Below are 21,861 nucleotides of genomic sequence, written 5' to 3'. Positions count from 1 at the left end.
ACTCCCCCACTCTTCCCATCTCCCCTCTGCCATAACAGACAATTTATATGGGTAGCAGAGCAGCAAATCGCTCATTTTAGGGCGTATAAATTATGTTGAAGTAAATTCCTTTATCTTGCAGATTGTCGCCTTTATCGCTAATTCTAACCAAAGGAAAAGCGTAATCTACTCGCAGGTTCACCCGCTGTATCGGTTCCCAGATTACCCCTAAACCTAAACCTGCTAAAAATGTCTGATTGGTTAATTTATTAGGATTGTTCGCAACGTTCCATACCGTACCCGCATCCAAAAAGGGAGCCAATTGAAGTTTAGGATTTCCCGAAGCATCGCGCTGCAAAGTAATCCGATCTTCGATGGAAACTCTGAAGCCGTTATCGCCAGAACGGACGTTTTGGCGGTAGCCACGCAAAGATTGCCCGCCACCAATTACAAATTGCTGGGAAGGCAACAAACTATTAGCTGACAACTGCAAGTCGGCCTGCAAAATTAATAAATGTTTGTCATTCAATCGCTGTACTCGCTGCACTTGACCCAGCCAGCTAAAAAATTGTCCGTCGGGATCAGAACCTTCGTATTGAGTAGCATCAAACAAGCTAGTGCCGATCGTAAATTGCGATCGCACGGCCCAAGCACCCTGCGGGTCGCGCCGAATGTAGTCCTGTCCCAACTTAATTGCGCTCGTAGTGCTGACACCCTTGGACTCCTCGCGGATGCCAAAAGAAACCGGTTCGCCAGCGAGAAAAGTTCTGCCTGTCTGATAAGTAAAACCGGCAGATAAGGCAAATTCTTCGATCGGCGTTCTCCGCAGTGGCTGGCGGTAACTAACTTCAAATAAATGCGATTTTCCCGAAATATCAAAACTGTCAAAAGGTTCTTGTACGATACTGTTGCGATTCGGCGCTGCCCTCAATTGCAAAGTGCCGTTCATCGCATTTAGCGGGACGCGATAGCTAAAATCAAACACGTCTGAATCGCCGAGCGATCGGTAATAAGCCCCTGCCAGTTCGTCGCCATTTCCTGTTATATTGCGGTGCCGCAAACTAACTCCCAATCTTTCGGAACCGACACTGGGAGGCGAGTAATTGTCAACGCTGAAACTAGGTTGAAACGGATTAGCTTCCGAGACTCGGACGATCAGAATGCTCTCGCCTTCATTATCCCCTGCCCGCAGACTAGCTTCTACATTGTCAAATAAAGGATCGACTCGCAGCAGCCGGAGTTGGTCTTCTAAGGAAGCTGTGCTTAAAGGCATTCCGGCACCGAGTCGAATCCGGCTGCGGATGTAACTCGGATGCAATCTTTTAGTTCCTTCTACCTCAATTCGGGCCAGCTTGCCTTCGATCACTTGAATTTGGACTACCCCTGCGGTGATAGTTTGGGGCGGCAAGACTGCTCTCGAAGTGATGTAGCCACGATTGAGGTAAATTTCGGTAATTTTGTCGGCGATTTGTTTGAGCTGTTCTAAGGTGGCAGAACGGCCCTCTAACGGGTTGACTAAGGCATTAATTTCGTCTTGGCTTAAAATTGTGCTGCCAACTACTTGAATTTTCTGCACCTCAATTGCTGTATTCGGCAGCGTTGGGGGAACTGGCGACGGCGGCCCCGGCGCTACTGTTGGCGGTACTGGGGGAGGTTCTGGGGAAGGCTGCGGGGCCGGTTGCAGAAATCGATCGCGATTTGGATCGGGCTGAGTCGGCGGCGACGGTAACAGCGGATTTGGTACTCGATCGCGGTTTAAGTCGGGCGGGATGTTTCCCGGTGGCGTCTGCGGGTTCTGGGCTAAAAAATTACAATCTAGCGGGTTCTGACATTGGGGATCTTTGTCAACCAGATTTTTTGCTACGGGCAAGATGCCCGTACCACAATCAATCAAACTGCTTGTGGAACAGGCATCTTGCCTGTTCTCGGTGGGGTTCGATGGTGTTTCTGGTTCAGGGTTGGTCTCGATCGTATCGGGAAGCTGATTTAAGTTTGTTGCTGTTTCATCCTGCTTGATTTCCAGTTTTTGCAGTGCTAATACTTGATTGCCCGTATCTGCTGAGTTGTCAGCGGCGACGGGCAACTGAGAAATATCCTTTGTTTGGGATATAGCTTTATTGGCATAAAAGCAAGCCATCGGCAGCGCAGTTAGAAGTGAAATCCCCAACCGAAATAGTGCAATATTTGCATTCGGGCGCATAATTAATAATTTCTCTAAAATAAGTTTGTCGCCTGCTTGACTATGCCAGTTTATCATTTAGTATTAGGCGAAATTTGACCATCAAAATTTCCACCGCCCGCCTTTCAATCTGCCAGAAGTCCGAACTGCCGATCGGTACAAAAATTTTAATTTATTTAGGACGATCGACCAAACAACCCGCAACAACCAAAAATCATCTGTGGCGCTGCCAAATACCGCGATCGAAACCGAGTTTTTCGTACTTGCTGCACCCCTGATACTATTTGAGATTTGAGATTTGAGATTTGGCAATGACTCGCCCAAAAACGGATACCGTGCCCCCAACGCTCATCAGTGTATATCCTAAAATTTTAGACTCCTGTTCCTGCTCCCAGATTCAATGCAGCAAGTAAATCTAAAATCTAAAATCTAAAATCTAAAATCTAAAATCGACTGACTTATGGCTATCAGGGTTTGGGGCACGGGCCTACCGTTACATTCTTTGCGTGAAGCTGGTGTCGAATTATTTTCTTGTGATAGGTGTTAATTCACTTGCGACTAAGGGTTCTTGGGCTATTTTGCCGAGTTCGACTGAGTTCAACACTGCTGACCATTGGATCGCTAAACTGGAATCGCTGGGAGACTGGAGACGCAATTGAGCTAGAGTTGCTAGGTACTCGTACCAGAGATTTTGTTGGGCGAAGATGCTGAGCTTGGTGAGGTCGGACGATCGATCCAACTCTGTTTTCACGGTTGGGGCGAGTGCGGTGCGGTTGATCCACCCGGAAACGAGAACATCATCTGTTGTATTTTTTGGGTTGCATTTGATAGTAAAGTACCATTGATAGTTTTTGCCAACTTCCAAGGCTGGCGAGTTCTCGTCGGAGCCGAGGCTGACGCTAACTACACCTGCACGGCTAGTTACCATGCGAAAACTTTTTTTGTATAGTGTTTTGTCCCTTTCGTCTGCTAACTCAAACTGAACTGTTTTGTCGAGAGCTACGGGAAGGTAGTAGAAAAATGTCGGTTTTGCTGATATGGTTTGCCCCATAGTTGATTGGGGAATCAAGGCAGTTAAGGCAGTTGTGGCCGTGGGGCATTCTAAGCCGCGGGTTCCTCCCCCTTCCCGCCTTCCGGGTACTCCGTCCTGGGGCGGTTGAAAGCTATTCCACCCGGCTCCCAATTGCTGGCTGTTCGGTCTACTTCCGCTTGGTTCAGGGGGTTGAACTGTTTGCCAGTTGAGGGGTAGCTGCGGTTGTGAGGCGCGCTGGACAATGTTTGCGGGGCTGTTGAGAGCCTCTGCTGGTATTAAAAAACTACCGGCGGCAACTGCCTCTAAAGACAGAATTAAGGAAAGAGCACCGATATTTAGAGCAGACTTCAAAGCCATGACGAACCTGCCTTTTGATGAACCTAGGAACTTTATCGCACGGTTTTATTCTATCCAAGGTTTTGACGGATATAGTAATCTGTTGTACTTAATTTATATCTTCAGGCAGATACGATTATTTGGGTCGCTCTGATCAACATAGAATTCTGTGTCGCGTTTGTCAGTGGTAGCTTAGTAGTTATACTTACTTCCATTCACTGCTGCAGGTTGGGTTGAGCTTGTTAAACCCAACTTTGACCCAGGCTAATATTCGGGGTGTTTTAACTCAGACAAGAGGCTAAAACGAATTATTTTCGTAAAAACACCAGGTTGATGCGTCAGTCCTGGATATCAGGAAACTCGGCAATTTTGCTGGTGAACCTCAAGCGATCGGCTACAAGTTACAAATCAGGTTTTCTGTACAATAGCGGCAAGAAATTTAGCATGAATCTCGATTCACCTGTTCTCTCGGACAAACAGCCTTCGGGGCTGCGGATGGTCAGACCCATCGGAGTCTTGGCGCTGCACGGCATTGCTTTTTTAGGAAATAGGTTGTTCGCTGTCGATCGCGCCGAAGGGCTGCTATTGGAGATCGATCGAGAAACTGACAACACTACAGTTTTGAATCCTTATCAAACGGCTAAGTTTGCCGGCGCAACCGGGCTGGCTATTTCGGACGATACTCTCTGGTTTGCGCGGGATGAGGATATTTGTTGCTGTCGGGGCGCAGTTCGGGAGGGGGCGATAACTGAACTCAAACCGGAACATTTTGTTTCACTTTCTTATCCTGCTGACGGGATTGCTGTTTGGAAATCTACGCTTTATGTGACTTGCCAGAGATTAAACTCGATTCTGGTTTTTGACCTGAAAACTGGTCGGGAAATTACTCGGTTTTACGCTCCCGGTATTGGGGTAGAAAATATCACTGTCCGGGATGAGGAAATTTGGGTGTGCGACAAAACTGAGCAAACTGTTTACTGTTTGGAACGGGGAACTGGGGAGATTAAATTTAGCGTTTTGACTCCCTTTGAGTCGCCTTCGGGTTTGGCTTTTCACAAGGATTCCGAAACGGGGGAGGAGGTTCTGTACGTGGCTTATGCCGGGGATGAACTTTACATCCGGGATGACCCGAATTCGGAAGATCCTTTTCAGTTGACGAAGCGCGATCGCACTTTTATTCAGCCTTTATCTTTTCACTACAATGAAGCTGACCGCTACGCTCTGTCAAACGGTTTTTTGATGGAAATGTCTTATGTGGAGGAACTGTCTCCCCTCGATGAGGTAGAAATCGAAAATTTGGAGTGGCGGATTGCTTTGCCTTCGCAAACTCACCGGCAAAAGGTCAGGAAAATTACGCCGATTGGAATGCCTTTTACTGAGGAAATTCAGGAAGGAGAACGGGTGGCGGTGTTTAAGTTCGATCTGCTGCACCCTGGGGAACGCCGAATTTTTGGCTGGAAGGCTTTGTTAGAAGTTCGATCGATTAAGTATCAGTTGTCACCTAGAGATGTCGAAAAGATTCCTAAGCTGTCGCCGGAGTTTGCAGCTAAGTATTTGGTTGATAATGACAATTTGGCGATGGATACGGAGATTGTGCGATCGGCTGCTGTGGCTGCCATTGGCTCGGAAACTAATATTCTGAGGCAGTTACTGAGCATTCGCAATTTTGTTTACGACCAACTTTCTTACGGGATTAGGCCTCATATTGACACTCCCGATATTGTATTACGCAGGGGCATCGGTTCTTGCGGCGAATACGTGGGACTGTTGTTAGCTTTAGCGAGGTTAAACGGGATTGCTTGCCGCACGATCGGCCGCTACAAGTGTCCGGCTTTTGCTGACAGAAAAGGGGTGTCGCTGGAGCCGGATTTCAATCACGTTTGGCTGGAGTTTTACATTCCTGGTTTTGGCTGGGTGCCGATGGAATCTAATCCTGATGATATTCAAGATAGAGGCCCTTATCCTTTGCGATTTTTTATGGGTTTGGCTTGGTATCACGTAGAAATTGGCAAGGGAATTCGGTTTCAAAGTCTCACGAGCGGCGGTCTTCCTTTAAACAAGGAGGATGTTTCCGTGGGGAGTCTGGCAATTAATCATGTGAGGTTTACAATTTTGTCAGATTTGCCAGCAGTTTGAAGGGAGTGTTAACAGTTAACAGTTAGCAGTCAACATTTAACTGTTAATTGTTAACATTTTTCATCTAAAATCGAAAGTAGAAAATGTAAAATCAGAGGAAGATGGGTTGTGGAATTTTCGATTGCTAATTTTCTCGTTTTAGTGGCCTTTGTACTACTGCTGACGGTGACTGGCGGGGTCGCTTATTTGACTTCTGTTGAGTGGCGCGATCGCAGGCGGTTAGATAAGGCTAAACGGAAAAAAAAGTAGCTCTTTGCTGTTGACAAAGTGCATTTTTTATGATAATAAACAAGGCGAGCGTGTTGGCTCGCCTTGTTTTGTGATTTGAGGTATTTTCACCGCAGATGATATCAAGTTTGGTAACATAAACGTTGTAGGTTCGTAGTGAGGACTTGAGTTTTCATACAAAACTATGATTCCTATCGTTTCCGGTTGGATCGGAAGGATTTAACCACAGAGAACGCAGAGAACACAGAGGGAGATAAGAGAGATGAATAATTCCGATGAAGCGTGGATTTGAGATCGCGGGCGGGACGCCCGCGCCACAATAAACACACCACAATAAAGACAGATGAAAAAGGGAATTTTGGAGTTGGTATTTTAAGTCCACTGTCGGAAAAATGTATTTTCTTCCCAAGCGGTGGCGGTGCGTTTTTCAAGTGCTGCCATTTCTGTTGTGTTCAGGGGTTTGAATGCTTGGGCGACTTTGAAGTTTTCTTCTAATTGCTTTACTGAGTCGGCGGCGATAACGCAGCAGTGCACGCCGGGAAGTGAAAGCGTGTAGCCCATTGCTTGGTGCATTCCATCTAAAACACCGTTCTGAAATAATTTGCCGTAAGCTGGTATTTTCATGGCTATGACGCCGATGTTTTTGGCTTTGGCTACTGGTAAAGCGCTGGTAACAAAGGAGCGCGGATGATGTTTTTCGGCGGCGTTGAGGCAGATTAATGTTGTGTCAAAAGGATAGCGCTGCAAGCCTGCGGCAATGATGGCTGGTTCGTGGTGTCCGGTGATGCCGGAAAAACGAATTATTTTTTGCTGTTTGGCTTCTTCGATCGCCTTTATTGCTCCTTTGGTACTGAAAATTTGGTCTAATTCTGTTTGGAATGAGACGTGGTGGAGTTGCCACAAGTCTAGTCGATCGGTTTTCAATCTTTTGAGCGATTGCTCTAAGTCTCTCCACGCGCCGTCTCTGTCTCTGGCGGAGGTTTTTGTGGCTAGGAATAGGCGCGATCGATATTTGGGCAAAACTTTGCCTAAGTTTTCTTCGCTGGGCCCGTACTCGGCCGCCGTGTCAAAATAGCGAATGCCTAGTTCGATCGCGCGTTCAATTTGTACCGCCGCTTCTGCTTCTCTTCCCGGCTGCGACAGCGGTGTTTGTCCGGCCCCCCCCAAGCCGAAAATCGGCACTTTCACGCCGGTGTTGCCTAACAGTCGTTCTGGCATTTTTACTGTGGCGGCCGCCTTGTTATTGGGTGCGGCTGCGATTTCCCGATCCTGCTGTTCGATCGCCTTAGCACCTGCAATGCCGCTGGCAACAGCTATACTGCTCAATATAAAATTGCGGCGAGTCTTTTTGGTGGTCATGGTTTCGGTCTCCTCAGAATGTTTGAGTTGATATTAACCAGAAATTTAAATGAAGTCATCAGTCATTAGTCATTAGTCATTAGTCATTAGTCATTAGTCATTAGTCATTAGTCATTAGTCATTAGTCATTAGTCATTGGTTATTGGTTATTTGTCCTATGTTTCTTGTTAGTTATTCGTTCTAATAACCAATAACCAGTAACCCATGCCCCATGCCCTATGCCCCATGCCCTATGCCCTATGCCCCATGCCCTATGCCCCATGCCCTATGCCCTATGCCCCATGCCCTATGCCCTTGTCAATTATCCATGCGCGAATCAGTTCGTTTATCTGTTCTGGTACTTCGTCGTGGGGACAGTGACCAGCTTTGATAAAGTGTTCTGTTAACTGCGGATAGTGTTTGCGAAATTTAGCGCTTCTTTCTGTGGAATTCATCCACGGATCGCCTTCTCCCCACAGCATTAGCAACGGGCAGGTTAATTGACTAAGTAATACGTCAATTTTTTCGCCTTGGGGTGTTCGGAATACGGAAGCGAATACTTTGGGGGCACCGGGATCGCAGGAGGGAAGGTATATTTCTTCTACTAATTGGTCTGTAACCGCGCTTTGGTCGAGATATACTTTTTCTAGGGTTTTCCGAATTGTCGATCGCTGGCGCACGTACTGGAACAGCAGAAAACTTGCCCAATCTTGCTGAAATAAGGTTTTAGCTACTGCAGATATGGCTTTTTGCAAGGGCGGGGCTTCGGGTGCGGGCTGCGGTTCGCTGAAGGGGCCGGCGCTGTTGATTAATATGAGTCCGGCTGCTGATTCGGGGCGTTGGGCTGCTACACACAAGGCGGCGTAGCCTCCGAGGGAGTTCCCGGCTAGTACGGCGGGCCGGCCGATGATGTTGGTGATAAAGTCGTGGAGTTGGTCGCGCCAGAGGTCGCCGCTGTACTGCAATTCGGGTTTTGCCGATCGCCCAAATCCCAAAAGGTCGATCGCCCACACTTCAAAGTCTTTGCTCAGCCCGCTGATATTTTTGCGCCAGTGGTCTGTGGATGCTCCAAAACCGTGAATCAACAGCAGGGGAGGGCGTTCTGGATGCCGATCGCTGGATCGAACGTAGTATACTGAATGCCCCCGCCACTGCCAGTAAGTGCCGGCTATGGGGGTGGAGGTCATGGCTGGGGTTGTTTGCATAATGTAAAGAAATAATTATTTACTTTAACTATTGTATCGCGGCGCTCAGATTTATAAAGTTTGGCAAATGTGCCGGAGTTTCGCCAGCAAAGGATAGGTCAATTTGGGCGAGTTGGGTTCTCGCGCTCGCCCGCACTCAGGCTTAATAAGTTTTGTAACGAATATTGATTTTGTGAGGGGCGCAGCAATGGGAGATATTTGGCCCGATCGCATTTGGGAAAATAAATCGGGTTTTGGCTGCAACACACCTAGGTATGATGATTATGCTGTGTGGCGACAAGAGAGAGCTCTGGGGCGATCTGTGCAAAGCTTGGCGGCGAGGGTCGAACCTGATTGGCGAGCGTTAAGGGATCGACTTTTTTATAGTTATTTCCGAGCTTTTCAAGGTGGGGATCGTTTGTTTGGTAGCTGTTAACGGCTTGGGGGATGCAGCTAGCCGTTTGGTTGCTAGTTGGCAAAAGCTGAGATCGAAAATTTCGTGGTTGGGAGAAGTTATAAGTAAAATTACTGATGGTTCTCTGCAGAAGTTTCTCAGAATCCCTGAATATTTTGTGACGTTGTTTGCTGTTCTTAATTGCTTTGATACTCTAAGATAGAAGTAGAGCTGCGCCGCTCAATTAATTAGCATTTTGAATACTAGGGAGCCAACTATGCAGGGTGTGAAGTTTATCCACCTGAAAGTTAGGGAGTTTTCTGAGTGATTGCTATTTCACCTCGTCCCGTCGGACGCAATTGGATTACGATTAGCTTCGCTTCTACTCTATACCTTTGTCCTATTTTGGATCTGCTCCTAGCAGAGGTGCCAGATTTCTGGCAAGCGGAATTGCGGTTGGGGCTTCAAGAAGCTTTGGTAAATGCTGCTAAGCATGGAAACAAATTAGACCCCTGTAAAACTGTTGGAGTCCGTTTTTCGATCGTCCAAAACCAATATTGGTGGGTGATATCGGATGAAGGTTCTGGCTTTAAGGCCCCTTGCAGTTGCAACCTTTATACCGATGATTGCGACAGTCTCCTAGCAGAGGACGTTGCAGATAACTCTGGACTACCTCATGTGGAACAGGAATGTGGTAGGGGGTTGTTTATTCTTTACCAAATATTCGATCGGGTAGAGTGGAATTCTGAAGGTACAGAGTTACGGCTGTGCAAAGAACTGGCCAGTCCCTACCGACTGCCTCGCTTGCGCTAGCACCGCTATGAAAGCAGCAGTTTTCACCTCAGCTAGACCTGGAAAATTTTTCGTTTTCGGGCTCCAGCTTGCAGTGAGAATTTGAACGCTATGGCTATTGATAGCTGATCATAATGCAAAATGTGAGTTTTGAGTTAAAAAAGTATAAATCTTTTGAACTCACAATCGCGCTGCTCGATCTAGCGGCGCGATTGTCTAAATTTTGAGCGACTAATCAAGTCAAAACTCCCAACCGCCCAGCGTTACGAAAAACGAAGCAATCTAATTATTTGCCGTGGGTGGGGCAGGGAGGAGCAGATATCGATCGATCCAGCCATCCTGCTGCTTGGTTTAAGCGCGGCAGAGCTTCTTCGGGCTGTTTTTTGAGCAAAAAGACCAAAGCGGCTGCAGCTTGCTCGCAGGCCCGCGCGGAACGGTTGGCTTTGAGGCGGTGCCAATCTTTTTCGCCGATGGCGAGGCGCGCGGCTAGAGCTTGGGCTAGTTCTACCGTGCTCAGCTCGTTGAGGTTGACAGTTTGGGTTGTTTGTGTAGTTTCAAGCATAATTGGCAATTATACGGATTGGCGGCCGTTTCTGAATTTAACAAATAATATACTGGACATAATAACAACTATAGCGGTTCGATCGCGTTGTGAGGTATGGGGGCGAGTCCTATGCCCTATGCCCTATGCCCTATGCCCTATTCCCTATTCCCTATTCCCTATGCCCTATGCCCGCGAGAGCACCTCATGTTACTGAGAAAGGCTATAAATAGCGAATTGGTTTTTTTAAATTATTGTCAGGTTTGCATATCAAATGCCTCAACAGCCGTCAGAGTTAAATCCCGAAGAGCAAGAAAGTGAGTTTGTTCAAGCGCTCGCAGCAGTTGAGCGCTCGCTCGCAGCAGTCAAAGAACGGTACACTCAAATTCAGGTCGATCGACAGCGCCAAGTCGAACTCGGCCATCGCCGCGAAGAAATCCGCCAGTCGGGGCGCAAAAATCCATTGCCGCAACTCAAAAAAGAATTGCGGGAAATTGAGCAAGAATTGGAAACGATCGAGTTAAATTTAGAAAGCAGCCTGTTTTCTTGGGGAAGCATAAAACAACCTTTTTGGCAAGCAGTTCGCTTTGGTGGGCTTGGCATTTTGATCGGTTGGATTTTGAAATCCTATGCAGGTTGAACAATGTGAGGATTTTTGATTTTTTTTATTAACCGCAGAGGGCGCAGAGGGCGCAGAGGAAGAGAAAAGAGAGAAATATGGTGCAAAATATTTATTAAATAAACAGGAGTAAATATGACAAATCAACGAATTGCAGCAATTTTGCGGGCTGGTGAACCCGACGAAACTGTAACTGTTCAAGGCTGGGTTCGCACTAAGCGCGAATTGAAAGAATTTGCCTTTGTGGAAGTCAACGATGGTTCGGCGATGGCTAACTTGCAAGTAGTCATAAATTCCGATTTGCCAGATTTTGAAAATGTACTGAAACAACTGAATACAGGTGCATCTCTAGAAGTGTCGGGTGTGCTGGTAGCATCTCCGGCGAAGGGACAGCGAATTGAGTTGAAAGCTTCACAAGTACAAGTTTATGGCGATGCAGACCCGCAAACTTATCCCCTGCAAAAAAAGCGCCATTCCTTTGAATTTTTGCGGACAATCGCGCATTTGCGGCCGCGCACAAACACCCACGGTGCTGTCTTTCGAGTCCGCAATGCTTGTTCGGCGGCGGTACACCAATTTTTTCAAGAACGCGGTTTTTTGTGGGTTCATACTCCGATTATTGCTGCTAGCGACTGCGAAGGTGCGGGGGAAATGTTCGCCGTTACCAACTTTGATTTAAAGAATGTGCCACGCACTGATTCGCAAGAGGTTGATTATGCTAAAGACTTTTTTGGAAAGCGCGCTTATTTAACAGTTAGCGGCCAGTTGGAAGCGGAAGTTATGGCGATGGCTTTCGGCAACGTTTACACTTTTGGCCCGACTTTCCGAGCGGAAAATTCTAATACTTCGCGACATTTAGCTGAGTTTTGGATGATTGAACCGGAGATGGCTTTCTGCGATTTGCAGGGAGATATGGATTTGGCTGAGGCGTTTTTAAAGTATATTTTTAAATACGTTTTGGAGCATTGCCCGGAAGATATGGAGTTTTTCAATGAGCGCATTGACAAAACGGTTTTGGCTACTGCTGAAAATATCATTAACAATCAGTTCGAGCGGATTACTTATACGGAGGCGATCGCACTTTTGGAAAAAGCAGACAAAAAGTTTGATTTTCCGGTAAGTTGGGGCTTGGATTTGCAGTCGGAACACGAGCGTTATTTGGCTGAGAACTTGTTTAAAAAGCCGACGATTGTCAGCGATTATCCCGTCGGGATTAAAGCATTTTATATGCGTTTAAACGATGACGAGAAAACCGTGCGAGCAATGGATGTTTTGGCTCCTAATATTGGGGAAATAATCGGCGGTTCGCAGCGGGAAGAAAGGCTGGATGTGTTGGAGCGGCGCATGGAAGCCCAGGGTATGAATAAGGAGGAATTGTGGTGGTATTTGGATTTGCGCCGCTACGGTACTGTGCCTCACGCTGGCTTTGGTTTGGGGTTTGAACGGTTGGTGCAGTTTATGACGGGAATGGGGAATATTCGGGATGTGATTCCGTTTCCGAGAGCGCCTTTGAGTATTGATTTTTAGTTGAGGTTCGTAGTGAGGACTAAAGTCCGCATTCATGAAGGACTAAAGTCCCCACTACAAACATCTTAACTGGTTCCTTTCGCTCCAGCCTGGGAAACTATATCCAGAGGCTCTGCCTCGCTTGGTAAAATGGAGGCAGAGCCTCCCGATCGGCGTTACCAGGCTGGAGCCGGGTAACGAGTAATCTAAAATATAAAATCTCAAATGGTATGAGCTAATGGTACTTCAAATCCCATCGAGTTCCAAAGCACCAACTGTCACCTGGGAAGCCTTACCAGCCGACTTTGTATTACCGGACGATCCCGTGGAAAATATTCAACAACCACCCCTTGCTGCCGCCCTCACCGATGCTCTGGGAGCCGCTGGACTTATTGAGCCGATCGCCCTAATCGGTTCCAATTTTGGACTGGTAGCGACAGTAAATAAGCAGACTGTAGTCAAAGCACCGGATTGGTTTTACGCGCCGCAAGTGCATCGAGTCGCAGAGGGCAGCATTCGCCGCAGTTACACGCCCAATCTGGAGGGTGCGCCGGTATCCGTGGTGATGGAGTTTTTGTCTAACGAAGATTACGGCGAACTGTCCGTGCGATCGACTCCTCCCTATGGCAAGCTCTACTTCTACGAACAGATTTTGCAAGTGCCCACCTATGTTACCTACGATCCCTACGAGCCCAAGCTGGAAGTGCGGTATCTGCAAAATGGTGGTTATGCAGCCCAGACCGCTGATGCTGAGGGACGGGTGCGGATTCCAGAGTTAGATTTGTGGCTGGGGATTTGGTCGGGGGAACGACTGGGCCAAACTATGAATTGGCTGCGCTGGTGGGATGAGGCTGGAAATTTGCTGCTGTGGAGCTCGGAACAGGCCCAACAGGAACGCCAGCGGGCAGAACAGGAACGCCAGCGGGCGGAGGTATTGGCGGCAAAGTTGCGGGAGTTGGGTGTCGATCCCGATCGGCTGGCTTGAAATGTCGCGATTTTCGTTAGTTAGCCCTAGGGTGCGTCGGCATCGAATAATTTAAAAATAAAGAGCAACAATCTCACAGCGAGGCACTACACAATAGTCAGGTGCGTCGCCATCGCAAATCCCCAAATTCGATCAAAATTCTCACTTATCCCCTCATTCGCAGTGTGACACTGAACGGGAGCGGAATGTGTGTTTTAGGTAAGCAACGGCATTACTGCATATGTCTGAGGAATTTCTTAACGCAGCCGCTCCCATTTGCTTTTCCAATGTTCATTAAAATGCTGGAGGCTATAAACCTCAGAAGGCAAACTACGACACAGCGAGAAATAACAACGTTCTGTTAGTAGTTCTTCCCATTGCCTAATCAAACTTAAAGTAGAGCCAGGTTCTTCCTCCCATTTCTTGTAAGGTTGTCCGTCCCATCCTTTAGCCTCAAGAAAATCTTGCCATTCACATTGCTCAAAGTTAAGTTGGTGGTCTTCAATCACAGACCGAATAGCTCCATAGCCACGGGGCCCTTCACCGTTATAACCAAAGCTCGTACCCCAAACATTTATAACCGCAGTAAAATTGCCAATAAAATTAGGATTTTTGAAAAATGCAATGAAGGTGCTTTGACTTTCTTCATATTTCCTGTACAAATGCAAAACCAGAATCAAATTATCGGGGGAATCTTTAATAAGCTTGATAATCGTACCAATTCCTTGCGTGGTCTTTGCTAAGGAAGGGATTACGACATTAATGGCACTCATACTTGCTCCTTGTTGCAAAAAATATTTTTATATTTTAACTGATCCACAAAAATAGCACAAGCAATTATAATAATGTAGCGAGCGGCGGAAAACATGGATTAGAAAAAACTGCCTTAGTTTGTAGCCGTAGGGTGCGTCGCCATCGAAAATTTACAAACAAGACCGACAATCTCGCAGCGACGCACCACACAATAGTTAGGTGCGTCGCTCAAAAACTTACAAATTCCAGCGAAGTTTCGGCAGCGACGCACCCTACAAAATACTTTCGCTCTGCCTGGTAACGAGTAAATAAATTAAGTCGCCGAGGGAATTGTGATATCAACAGATTGCACTTTTACCGAAGTTCCCAAACTCGATAACGGCGGTTGAATTGCCGCCGTATTTCCCACTACTAATGTTACCAGATTCTCCGGTTTCAAATAAGTCTTGGCTACGCGCTGCACGTCGGCAATTGTTGCTGCTTCGATGCTGCGGCGGTAGCGAAAAATGAAATCTTCGGGATAACCGTAGTATTCGTAGCGCATTAATCGCGACAAAGTTTGACTGGGATTTTCAAATTTGAAGATGAAAGAATTCAGGGTGGAATCTTTAGCAAAAGCTAATTCTTCCGGGGTAATTGGTTCGGTGCGGATACGATCGATCTCTGCCCAAATTGCCTGGATAAACGGTACTGTGGCGTCCGATCGCGTTTGGCCTCCAGCGAAAAACACCCCCGGATAGTCAAACCTCGGACTCCAAGCCGCGTATACTGAATAAGCTAAGCCTTGGCGAGATCGCACATTATTAAACAAACGACCACCGAAACCGTTGAGAACCCCATTCATTACGTCCAAAGCACCGTAATCTGGACTGCTGAGCATTCCGCCCAAATGTCCCATTTGCACGTAACTTTGACTTAATTGCGGCTGATTTACCAAAAATATGCCACCGCCATTTGCTGGTGATACCGTTGGTAGCGGAGGCACTTCTGCACTTTGACTCGGTTGCCAGTTGCCAAATTTTTGCTCGACGAGCGATCGCATTTTAGCTGTATCAAAGTCGCCAGAAATACCCAAAATCATATTCTTGGGATGGAAATATTTCTGGTAGAAACTCACCAAATCGTCGCGGGAAATATTGGCGAGGGTTTTGTATTCTACCGTGCGCGCGTAAGGACTGCGAGATCCATAAATTAATTTTTGAAACTCGCGGCCGGTAATACCGTCAGGATCGTCATTGCGGCGGGCGATCGCACCTTGAGTTTGGTTCTTCGCTAAATCCAACTTTTCCTTAGCAAATATTGGTTCCCGAATCACTTCTGCAAATAAGTCAAACACGGGTTCCAAATCTTCAGCTAAAGCACTAAAATTAGCGCTGCCCGAACTAACATCAATCCCCGTTTCTACCGAAGCTGCTCGCTGTTCTAGCAACTGATTTAATTCATCAGCCGTATGCCGGCTCGTGCCGCCAGTTCGCATCACTTCTCCCGTCAAACCTCCCAGTCCAATTTTATCGGCAGGTTCAAAGCGCTCGCCCGTGCGAAATAGCGCCGTTCCCCCGACTAACGGGAGTTCCCGGTCTTCCATAAGATACACCCGGATGCCATTTTTCAGCTCGAAGCGAGTATATTTAGGCAGTTTAATTTCTGGCACCGCCGGGAATGTTAATTCGTCGTAGTGTTTCGGTGCCGCCGCAAAGGAAGGTAACAAATTAAACGTGCCCAGTGAAACAGTAAAAAAGCAAAGCGATAGCAGAAATAACTTTACTTTTTTCAGTCTCAATTTAGTCCTTTTCATTCTTTCTCCTAAGTTATACATTCTGACAAATGTTGACTGTTCGCTGTTGACTGTTCGCTGTTGGCTGTTCGCGGGAAAGCTCACCACTGACAACAGATAACTGACAACAGATAACTGACAATTGCCAACTGACAACTGCCAACTGCCAACTGACAACTGCCAACTGCCAACTGACTTCCTTAAAGCGGCAAAAGCTTACCAATCGTGCGATTTTCCGGGCGGAAAGTTGCCTGAGCGACACGCTGAATGTCAGCGGGAGTAACAGCCGCGATCGCCTCCAATTCCTTGAACAAATTTCGCCACGAACCGGTGTTTACTTGATAGTCCACCAGCGCAAATGCCATGCCCATATTAGAATTGAGCGATCGCAACAAATCGGCTCTCGCCTGAGTTTTCACCCGCTCCAATTCCAAAGCAGAAACCGGCTCTGTTTTCAGGCGCTCGATTTCCTTGTTCAAAGCGGAGGCTACTTCATCAACCGTGCGGCCTGGAGCAGTTTGAGCGTAAAATAACATCAAATTCGGATACTTTTCCCCAGGATAACCACTGAAACCTTGAGCAGCCAGCGCCAATTGCTGTTGTTCTACCAAAGATTTATAGAGCCGAGAAGTGCGGCCATCGCTGAGCAAAGAACCAATCATTTCATAAACCGCATTGTCGGGATGATTCATCGCCGGTTTGTGGTATCCTTCCAAATACCAAGGTTGAGTTTTTAATTTCAGCGTGACTTCCTGAGTTTGCGTTTGGGGAGGTTCGACAATTTGCAATTCTGGAGGCGCTGGTGAAGCCTTGTAACGGCCGAAATAAATTTGAGCGAGTCGCTTCACCTCCGCAGCTTTCACGTCTCCTACCACTGCCACAGTCAGCTTGCTGGGGACATAGTGAGTATCGAAAAACTTCTGCACGTCGCTGCGGGTGAGGTTTTTAATGTCTTCAGTGTAGCCAATTACGGGGCGACGGTAGGGATGAACAGAGAAAGCTTTGTTGGCAAAAGCTTCAACCATTTGTCCGATCGGAGAATTCTCGGTTCGCAGCCTGCGCTCTTCTAAAATTACCTGTTTTTCTTTGTAAAATTCCCGAAATACTGGTTCTAGAAATCGCTCGGATTCCAGCGACATCCACATTTCTAACTTGTTAGCTGGAAGGCTGTAAAAATACATTGTGGCGTCGGTGGAAGTAGCGGCATTTAGTCCGACTCCGCCTGCTTGTTCCACTATTTTGCCGAGTTCATTGCGCTTGACAAATTGTGAAGCTTCGGCTTCAACTTTGTCAAATTCTGCTTTTAATTGGGCGACTTCTTCAGTTTTGCCGCTGGCTTTGGCTGCTTGCATTTGCTCGAAGAGTTGGTCTTGTTTTTCTAGCAGCGGCTTTTCGGCTTGGTAGTCGGTAGTGCCGATTTTTGGCGTGCCTTTGAAGGCTAAATGTTCCAGATAGTGAGCGACACCTGTTTGGCCGTCGGGTTCGTTTGCGCCGCCGACATCGGCGTGAATCAGAAACGATGCTACGGGCGCTCTGGGCCTTTCGAGTACGATGAATTTCATGCCGTTGTCGAGCTTAAATTCGCTGACTTGGCTGATTACTCGATCGAGCGATGGTTGAACAGAGACTGTTTGGGAGCCGCTAGCGGGGTTGGGGCGGGCGAGGGCGATTTCGGGAGAAATGCCCCACCACAGTAGTACAGCGGCCAGCAGGGAGGCTATGAATCGAGTTTGGCGATCGGGCGATTCCCTACGGGATAGCTTCGCTTCACGGGGTTTTTGGAACTGCGGGGTCATTCGATTTTAGATTTTAGATTTTAGATTTTGGAGTGTCAAACAAAAAAATGTTTGTGCTCGGTGGCCAGAGATTCTTTTCTCAGGATAAAGATTTTTGGAGGCATAAGCGATCTGTTGCGCCGCAGATGTTAGGCTGATACAGCAAATCTCAAAAAGGGTCATTCGATTTTAGATTTTAGATTTTGGATTTTGGATTGTCAAACAAAAAAATGTTTGCCCTCAATGCCAGAGATTCTTTTTAAAACTTAACATCAATTAGTCCCTCAGTCCAGCTCCCGTAGTTCCAAGTAGCCAATTACCCATTGCAAAGCCATGCGAATTTTTAATCAGTCTCCTCCTTCTGAAACAGAAACCAAGAAGCGGATTTTACAAGCCGCTCAGCGGTTGTTTGCCCGCAGCGGATACGACGGCACCACAACTCGCGATTTAGCAGCGGCAGCGGGGGTGGCCGAGGGTACGCTATTTCGGCATTTTGATAATAAAAAAGCGATTTTGATTGAGGTGGCGACGGAAGGATGGGTGGAGTTGCTGACGGATTTGCTGACTGAATTAAGCGAGATGGGCAGTTACAAAGCAGTGGCTCAGGTGATGCGGCGGCGGATGCTGAATATCCGCGAGAATAGCGACATGATGCGGGTGTGTTTTTTGGAGGCGCAATTTCACCCGGATTTGCGCGACAGAATTCAGTTGGAAGTCATCGGAAAAATGAGCGATGTGGCTGAGGCTTTTTTTGAAACGGCGATGGAAAAAGGAGTTTATCGGAAGATGAATCCGAAGATTGTTGCTCAGGTATTTTTGGGAATGTTTGCAGTCGCGGGTTTCAGTCAAAATACGATTATGGAGCCGAATGCTTCGCCGCAGGAAATGCAGGAAATGGCTGAAGGACTCGCCGATATTTTTCTCAATGGGGTTTTGCTGAAAGAGGAATAATTAGTCATTATTTATTAGTTATTGGTTATTTATTGGTTATTGGTTATAACCGACATCTTGCAGCAATATCAATAAGAGGATTTTTCGTGGGGTCGGGCGGGTTTATAGAACCTATTTGCAAGCTTTAAGGCTGTTGGCGAACCCGCCCCTACGGCTAATTGAGAATGGTGCAATATCTCAGTTATAACCAATAACCCGTCACCCATACCCAATCCCCAATTACTCTATAAATTCGTACATTTGCTGTACCCAATTCTCCCGGTTTTTCTGCCATTCATCCGTCACTACTTCCCAAGTTGTATTGCTTTCAAGTTCCAGCAATAGACTTGATACTTCTTCCAGCGTCGATGCTATATGACATTCTTCTACCCAACTTTCACGGATCATTTTCCAGAGACTTTGTACCGCTTCTCGCTGATAATTTGATTCTAATTCAAGTAGCAATTTGGCTAGGTGTTTTTCGTCAATTGCTGCTGACACCTCGCTCATCCAACACTCGCGACGTTCTTTCCATTCTTCCCTCACTGCGTCCCAGTTTAGGTGGGCTTGAAACTCTAACAGTAATTGGCTTAGTTCTACCATATTAAATTTTGTCTTGTTTGCAGTTTGTGCTATTTTTGTACAAATTTTATTGATTGAGAGTGTTGGTTTTTTATAATGAGCAATTTGGCTGAGGCTTTTTGGGAAACGGCGATGGAAAAACAAGTTTATTCAAAGATGAATCCGAAGATTGTCGCTCAGGTATTTTTGGGAATGTTTGCAGTCGCGGGATTCAGTCAAAATACGAGTATGGAGCCGAATGCTTTTCGGCAGCAAATGCAGGAAATGGCTGAAGGACTCGCTGATATTTTTCTGAATGGGTTTGGCAGAAAGATGAATAATTAGTCATTACTCATTAGTCATTGGGAAATTTTAGAGCCTGAAAACGCAATATTTACAGGCTCTGACTCGTCGAAACTACTCGTTAAAATTGTGCATTTGCTGTACCCAAGTCTCGCGATTCTGCTGCCATTCATCAGCCATAGCTTCCGAATTTATATTGGTTTCAAGTTCCAGCAATAAACTTGATACTTCTTGAACAATCGATGCTGCCAGACATTCTTCTACCCAACGGTCTCGACGCTCTTGCCACTGAATATCAACCGATTCTCCCTGCAAGTTTGATTCCCATTCAACTAGCAATTCTGCTAGATATGTCAGGTTAACTGATGCTGCCACACCGCTAACCCAACTTGACCGGCGCTCTTTCCATTCTTTTTTCACTCCTTCCGATTTGAGGTTGCTTTCAAGCTCTAACACTAACTGATTTAGTTCTACCATCTTAAATGTTGGGTTTTTTGTAGTTTGTGCTACAATTTTACCAAAATTTTCACTAAACAGAGTGTTAAGTTTTTTTTAAGATTGCGGTCGCAGTGAAACTACAGAATAGATAACTGAATAATGAGCGATGAATTTACTTTAGATATGCTAGAGATTCCCAGCGGTTGGAGGCGGGGCGAAGGTGACTGGACAGGAGTGGCGGAGGCTCTTGCTAGAGGGGAAACTGTCGAAGTAATTCAAGAAGTTGGTTCTACTTTGTGGCAAAACAGTCTGCCAGAAAAACATTCTTTGTATTGGGATGGGGAAAATCTATCAACTATCAAAGCCCGAATTTGGATTAGTTTCACCCAGAGAAGATTTTCGCCGGAATCTTCTTTGCCAAAAGTTCAGTGGCATCCGAGAGTGTTGTGGATAGGGATAGGTTGTGAACGCGGAACAGGGCGAGAATTAATCGAAACTGCGATTCAAAATGTATGCCGCGGTTATCATTTAGCGGAAAGTGCGATCGCAGGTATTGCTACAATCGACACTAAAGCAGGTGAAGTCGGCTTGCTGGAACTTTGTCAAGCGCGAAATTGGCCGTTAAAAACCTTTGCTGCTGACATTTTAAGTTCCGTAGAAGTCCCCAATCCTTCAAATATTGTAGTCAAACAAGTCGGGACGCCTAGTGTAGCAGAAGCTGCGGCACTTTGTGCGATCGAACTGATATCTTGTACCATTCTCAAGAACAGGCAAGATGCCTGTTCCACAAAGAGTGAATCTGCTTGTGGGGTGGGCATCTTGCCTGCCCGTACAATTCTCAACAACAGGCAAGATGCCTGTTCCACAATTCTCAACAACAGGCAAGATGCCTGTTCCACAAAGACGGAATCTGCTTGTGGGGTGGGCATCTTGCCCGCCCAGCAAAGGCTTTTAGTCCCTAAACAAATATTTCGCAGCAAAAATCCCCCCCTTTCACAAGGAGGGGTTAGGGCGGGTTCTGCGGTAACAGTAGCGGTTGCAGTTTGCCCGATCGAATATCTGGGATAATGTACTACTGAGACAAAGTATTGGCATTCACAAATCGACCAATCAACCCAGAAACGAATGACAACACAATGGAACCCAACAAAGCCGGCCAAAAACCGTTAACCGCAAAGCCGATATTGAACGCACCCGCCAACCACGAAGCCAGGGAAAGCGAAATTGCATTCACAACGAATAAAAACAAACCTAAAGTAATAATGGTCAAAGGCAGCGTCAGCAATGTAAGAATCGGTCTGACAATCGCGTTCACCAATCCGATAACAACAGCAGCCAGCATCGCCGCCGGAAAGCTAACCACCGCAATACCTGGTACAATGTTAGCGGTAATGATCAGCGAAACCGCTGCTACTATCCAAGTTAAGAAAAAACTTAGCATATCTTTTTTTCCATCTCCATCACTATTAATTAAGATTGTAACTGTTTAGTCGATCGACCAAAGTTCGGGATACACTACGAAATACCCACCTTGCGAGAATATCCGACTTATGAAACTCCGGCAACTAGCAGCATTCCTCTTGGCGCTAACTATCTTCATCCTGCCACAGCCAGCCCAGGCTCAATCTAAATATTACGCTCCGCCGTTGTCCTTTAGCAACGCCGAACTGACAAGACGCGATTTTTCCGGTCAAATGCTGCGGGCCGCTGAGTTTTCTAACGCTAATATGGACTTGACTAATTTTTCTAATGCCGATTTGCGGGGAGCAATTATGAGCGCTTCGGTGATGACTCAGGCGAATTTGCACGGAGCCGATTTAACTAATGCCATGATAGATCAAGTTAAATTTACTAAGGCCGATTTAAGCGATGCAATTTTAGCAGAAACAATTTTGCTGCGGTCTACTTTTGAGGGAGCTGATATCACCGGCGCTGACTTTACCGACGCAATTATGGACGGATCACAAGTTAAAGAATTGTGCACAAAGGCAAGTGGGATTAATTCTCAAACTGGGATTTCTACTCGCGATTCTTTAGGCTGCCGCTGATATCATCTCCGGTCAATTACTGATGATTGTTTGTTGGGTGGGGGCGGGTT

Annotated in this window: 22 protein-coding genes and 1 pseudogene; 10 read left to right on the top strand and 13 right to left on the bottom strand. The window is 46.7% G+C overall.

Features of this window, described 5'->3' with window-relative positions:
- Positions 1-76 precede the first annotated feature (76 nt).
- The 3 genes from QUB11_RS16010 to QUB11_RS16000 all read right to left on the bottom strand — a co-directional run bounded on the left by QUB11_RS16010 (position 77) and on the right by QUB11_RS16000 (position 3,548).
- Positions 77-2,236, bottom strand: coding sequence for a ShlB/FhaC/HecB family hemolysin secretion/activation protein (locus tag QUB11_RS16010; RefSeq protein ID WP_333204317.1), 2,160 nt, complete (start codon positions 2,234-2,236; stop codon positions 77-79).
- Between the two features lie 24 nt (positions 2,237-2,260).
- Complete coding sequence (locus QUB11_RS16005; RefSeq protein WP_333204314.1) at positions 2,261-2,470, bottom strand: hypothetical protein; 210 nt, start codon at positions 2,468-2,470, stop codon at positions 2,261-2,263.
- A 211-nt stretch (positions 2,471-2,681) separates the two neighbouring features.
- Positions 2,682-3,548, bottom strand: a complete 867-nt coding sequence (locus tag QUB11_RS16000) for a DUF928 domain-containing protein (protein WP_333204312.1) — start codon at positions 3,546-3,548, stop codon at positions 2,682-2,684.
- Between the two features lie 423 nt (positions 3,549-3,971).
- On the opposite strand from QUB11_RS16000, the gene QUB11_RS15995 reads away from it, so the two are divergent.
- Complete coding sequence (locus tag QUB11_RS15995) at positions 3,972-5,663, top strand: transglutaminase domain-containing protein (RefSeq protein WP_333204335.1); 1,692 nt, start codon at positions 3,972-3,974, stop codon at positions 5,661-5,663.
- A gap of 108 nt (positions 5,664-5,771) precedes the next feature.
- Positions 5,772-5,912 (top strand): hypothetical protein, encoded by a 141-nt coding sequence (locus QUB11_RS15990; protein WP_333083407.1) that lies wholly within the window; start codon positions 5,772-5,774, stop codon positions 5,910-5,912.
- Positions 5,913-6,263: 351 nt separating this feature from the next.
- Here QUB11_RS15990 and QUB11_RS15985 read toward each other — a convergent pair whose 3' ends face one another.
- On the bottom strand, positions 6,264-7,250 hold the full coding sequence (locus tag QUB11_RS15985; protein WP_333204310.1) for an aldo/keto reductase: 987 nt from the start codon (positions 7,248-7,250) through the stop codon (positions 6,264-6,266).
- A gap of 272 nt (positions 7,251-7,522) precedes the next feature.
- Positions 7,523-8,434 (bottom strand): alpha/beta fold hydrolase, encoded by a 912-nt coding sequence (locus QUB11_RS15980; RefSeq protein WP_333204308.1) that lies wholly within the window; start codon positions 8,432-8,434, stop codon positions 7,523-7,525.
- Between the two features lie 697 nt (positions 8,435-9,131).
- On the opposite strand from QUB11_RS15980, the gene QUB11_RS15975 reads away from it, so the two are divergent.
- Positions 9,132-9,620: an anti-sigma regulatory factor gene (locus QUB11_RS15975; protein WP_333204304.1), complete on the top strand. Its 489-nt coding sequence runs from the start codon at positions 9,132-9,134 to the stop codon at positions 9,618-9,620.
- Positions 9,621-9,885: 265 nt separating this feature from the next.
- On the opposite strand, the gene QUB11_RS15970 is transcribed toward QUB11_RS15975, so the two are convergent.
- Entirely contained in the window at positions 9,886-10,161 is a 276-nt protein-coding gene (locus QUB11_RS15970; protein ID WP_333103061.1) for a DUF6439 family protein, read from the bottom strand.
- A 253-nt stretch (positions 10,162-10,414) separates the two neighbouring features.
- On the opposite strand from QUB11_RS15970, the gene QUB11_RS15965 reads away from it, so the two are divergent.
- From QUB11_RS15965 to QUB11_RS15955, 3 genes are all read left to right on the top strand, one after another.
- Entirely contained in the window at positions 10,415-10,780 is a 366-nt protein-coding gene (locus QUB11_RS15965) for a DUF2203 domain-containing protein (protein WP_333204302.1), read from the top strand.
- Between the two features lie 114 nt (positions 10,781-10,894).
- A complete protein-coding gene (gene asnS / locus QUB11_RS15960; RefSeq protein ID WP_333204300.1) occupies positions 10,895-12,286 on the top strand; it encodes an asparagine--tRNA ligase in 1,392 nt (463 codons plus the stop codon).
- Between the two features lie 217 nt (positions 12,287-12,503).
- The gene (locus QUB11_RS15955) at positions 12,504-13,250 is read left to right on the top strand and encodes a Uma2 family endonuclease (RefSeq protein WP_333204298.1); all 747 of its coding nucleotides are present in this window, start codon (positions 12,504-12,506) and stop codon (positions 13,248-13,250) included.
- Between the two features lie 236 nt (positions 13,251-13,486).
- Here QUB11_RS15955 and QUB11_RS15950 read toward each other — a convergent pair whose 3' ends face one another.
- The 4 genes from QUB11_RS15950 to QUB11_RS15935 all read right to left on the bottom strand — a co-directional run bounded on the left by QUB11_RS15950 (position 13,487) and on the right by QUB11_RS15935 (position 17,552).
- The gene (locus QUB11_RS15950) at positions 13,487-14,002 is read right to left on the bottom strand and encodes a hypothetical protein (protein ID WP_333204296.1); all 516 of its coding nucleotides are present in this window, start codon (positions 14,000-14,002) and stop codon (positions 13,487-13,489) included.
- A gap of 293 nt (positions 14,003-14,295) precedes the next feature.
- Complete coding sequence (locus QUB11_RS15945; RefSeq protein ID WP_333204294.1) at positions 14,296-15,777, bottom strand: pitrilysin family protein; 1,482 nt, start codon at positions 15,775-15,777, stop codon at positions 14,296-14,298.
- Positions 15,778-15,790: 13 nt separating this feature from the next.
- Positions 15,791-15,979 (bottom strand): hypothetical protein, encoded by a 189-nt coding sequence (locus tag QUB11_RS15940; protein WP_333204292.1) that lies wholly within the window; start codon positions 15,977-15,979, stop codon positions 15,791-15,793.
- Positions 15,957-17,552: a pitrilysin family protein gene (locus QUB11_RS15935; protein WP_333204290.1), complete on the bottom strand. Its 1,596-nt coding sequence runs from the start codon at positions 17,550-17,552 to the stop codon at positions 15,957-15,959. The genes QUB11_RS15940 and QUB11_RS15935 overlap by 23 nt, the downstream gene beginning before the upstream one ends.
- Positions 17,553-17,864: 312 nt before the next feature.
- On the opposite strand from QUB11_RS15935, the gene QUB11_RS15930 reads away from it, so the two are divergent.
- Positions 17,865-18,482, top strand: a complete 618-nt coding sequence (locus tag QUB11_RS15930) for a helix-turn-helix domain-containing protein (protein ID WP_333204288.1) — start codon at positions 17,865-17,867, stop codon at positions 18,480-18,482.
- 219 nt (positions 18,483-18,701) lie between these two features.
- Here the strand turns inward: QUB11_RS15930 and QUB11_RS15925 are convergent, their stop codons facing one another.
- On the bottom strand, positions 18,702-19,064 hold the full coding sequence (locus QUB11_RS15925; protein WP_333204286.1) for a hypothetical protein: 363 nt from the start codon (positions 19,062-19,064) through the stop codon (positions 18,702-18,704).
- A gap of 75 nt (positions 19,065-19,139) precedes the next feature.
- Between QUB11_RS15925 and QUB11_RS15920 the strand changes: the two are divergent.
- Positions 19,140-19,367: pseudogene (locus QUB11_RS15920) on the top strand (TetR/AcrR family transcriptional regulator); the annotation flags it as partial.
- Between the two features lie 72 nt (positions 19,368-19,439).
- Here QUB11_RS15920 and QUB11_RS15915 read toward each other — a convergent pair.
- Entirely contained in the window at positions 19,440-19,802 is a 363-nt protein-coding gene (locus QUB11_RS15915) for a hypothetical protein (protein ID WP_333204285.1), read from the bottom strand.
- Between the two features lie 120 nt (positions 19,803-19,922).
- Here QUB11_RS15915 and QUB11_RS15910 point away from each other — a divergent pair, with 120 nt between their 5' ends.
- Positions 19,923-20,831, top strand: a complete 909-nt coding sequence (locus tag QUB11_RS15910; protein WP_333204283.1) for a cobalamin biosynthesis protein — start codon at positions 19,923-19,925, stop codon at positions 20,829-20,831.
- A 4-nt stretch (positions 20,832-20,835) separates the two neighbouring features.
- Here the strand turns inward: QUB11_RS15910 and QUB11_RS15905 are convergent, their stop codons facing one another.
- Positions 20,836-21,204: a phage holin family protein gene (locus QUB11_RS15905; RefSeq protein WP_333204282.1), complete on the bottom strand. Its 369-nt coding sequence runs from the start codon at positions 21,202-21,204 to the stop codon at positions 20,836-20,838.
- A gap of 109 nt (positions 21,205-21,313) precedes the next feature.
- Here QUB11_RS15905 and QUB11_RS15900 point away from each other — a divergent pair, with 109 nt between their 5' ends.
- Positions 21,314-21,811, top strand: a complete 498-nt coding sequence (locus tag QUB11_RS15900; protein ID WP_333204280.1) for a pentapeptide repeat-containing protein — start codon at positions 21,314-21,316, stop codon at positions 21,809-21,811.
- The last annotated feature ends 50 nt before the right edge of the window (positions 21,812-21,861 follow it).

This window comes from Microcoleus sp. B6-A1, from assembly GCF_036705085.1.
Classification (GTDB): domain Bacteria; phylum Cyanobacteriota; class Cyanobacteriia; order Cyanobacteriales; family Microcoleaceae; genus Microcoleus.
This window is presented reverse-complemented; position numbering and strand designations above follow the sequence as displayed.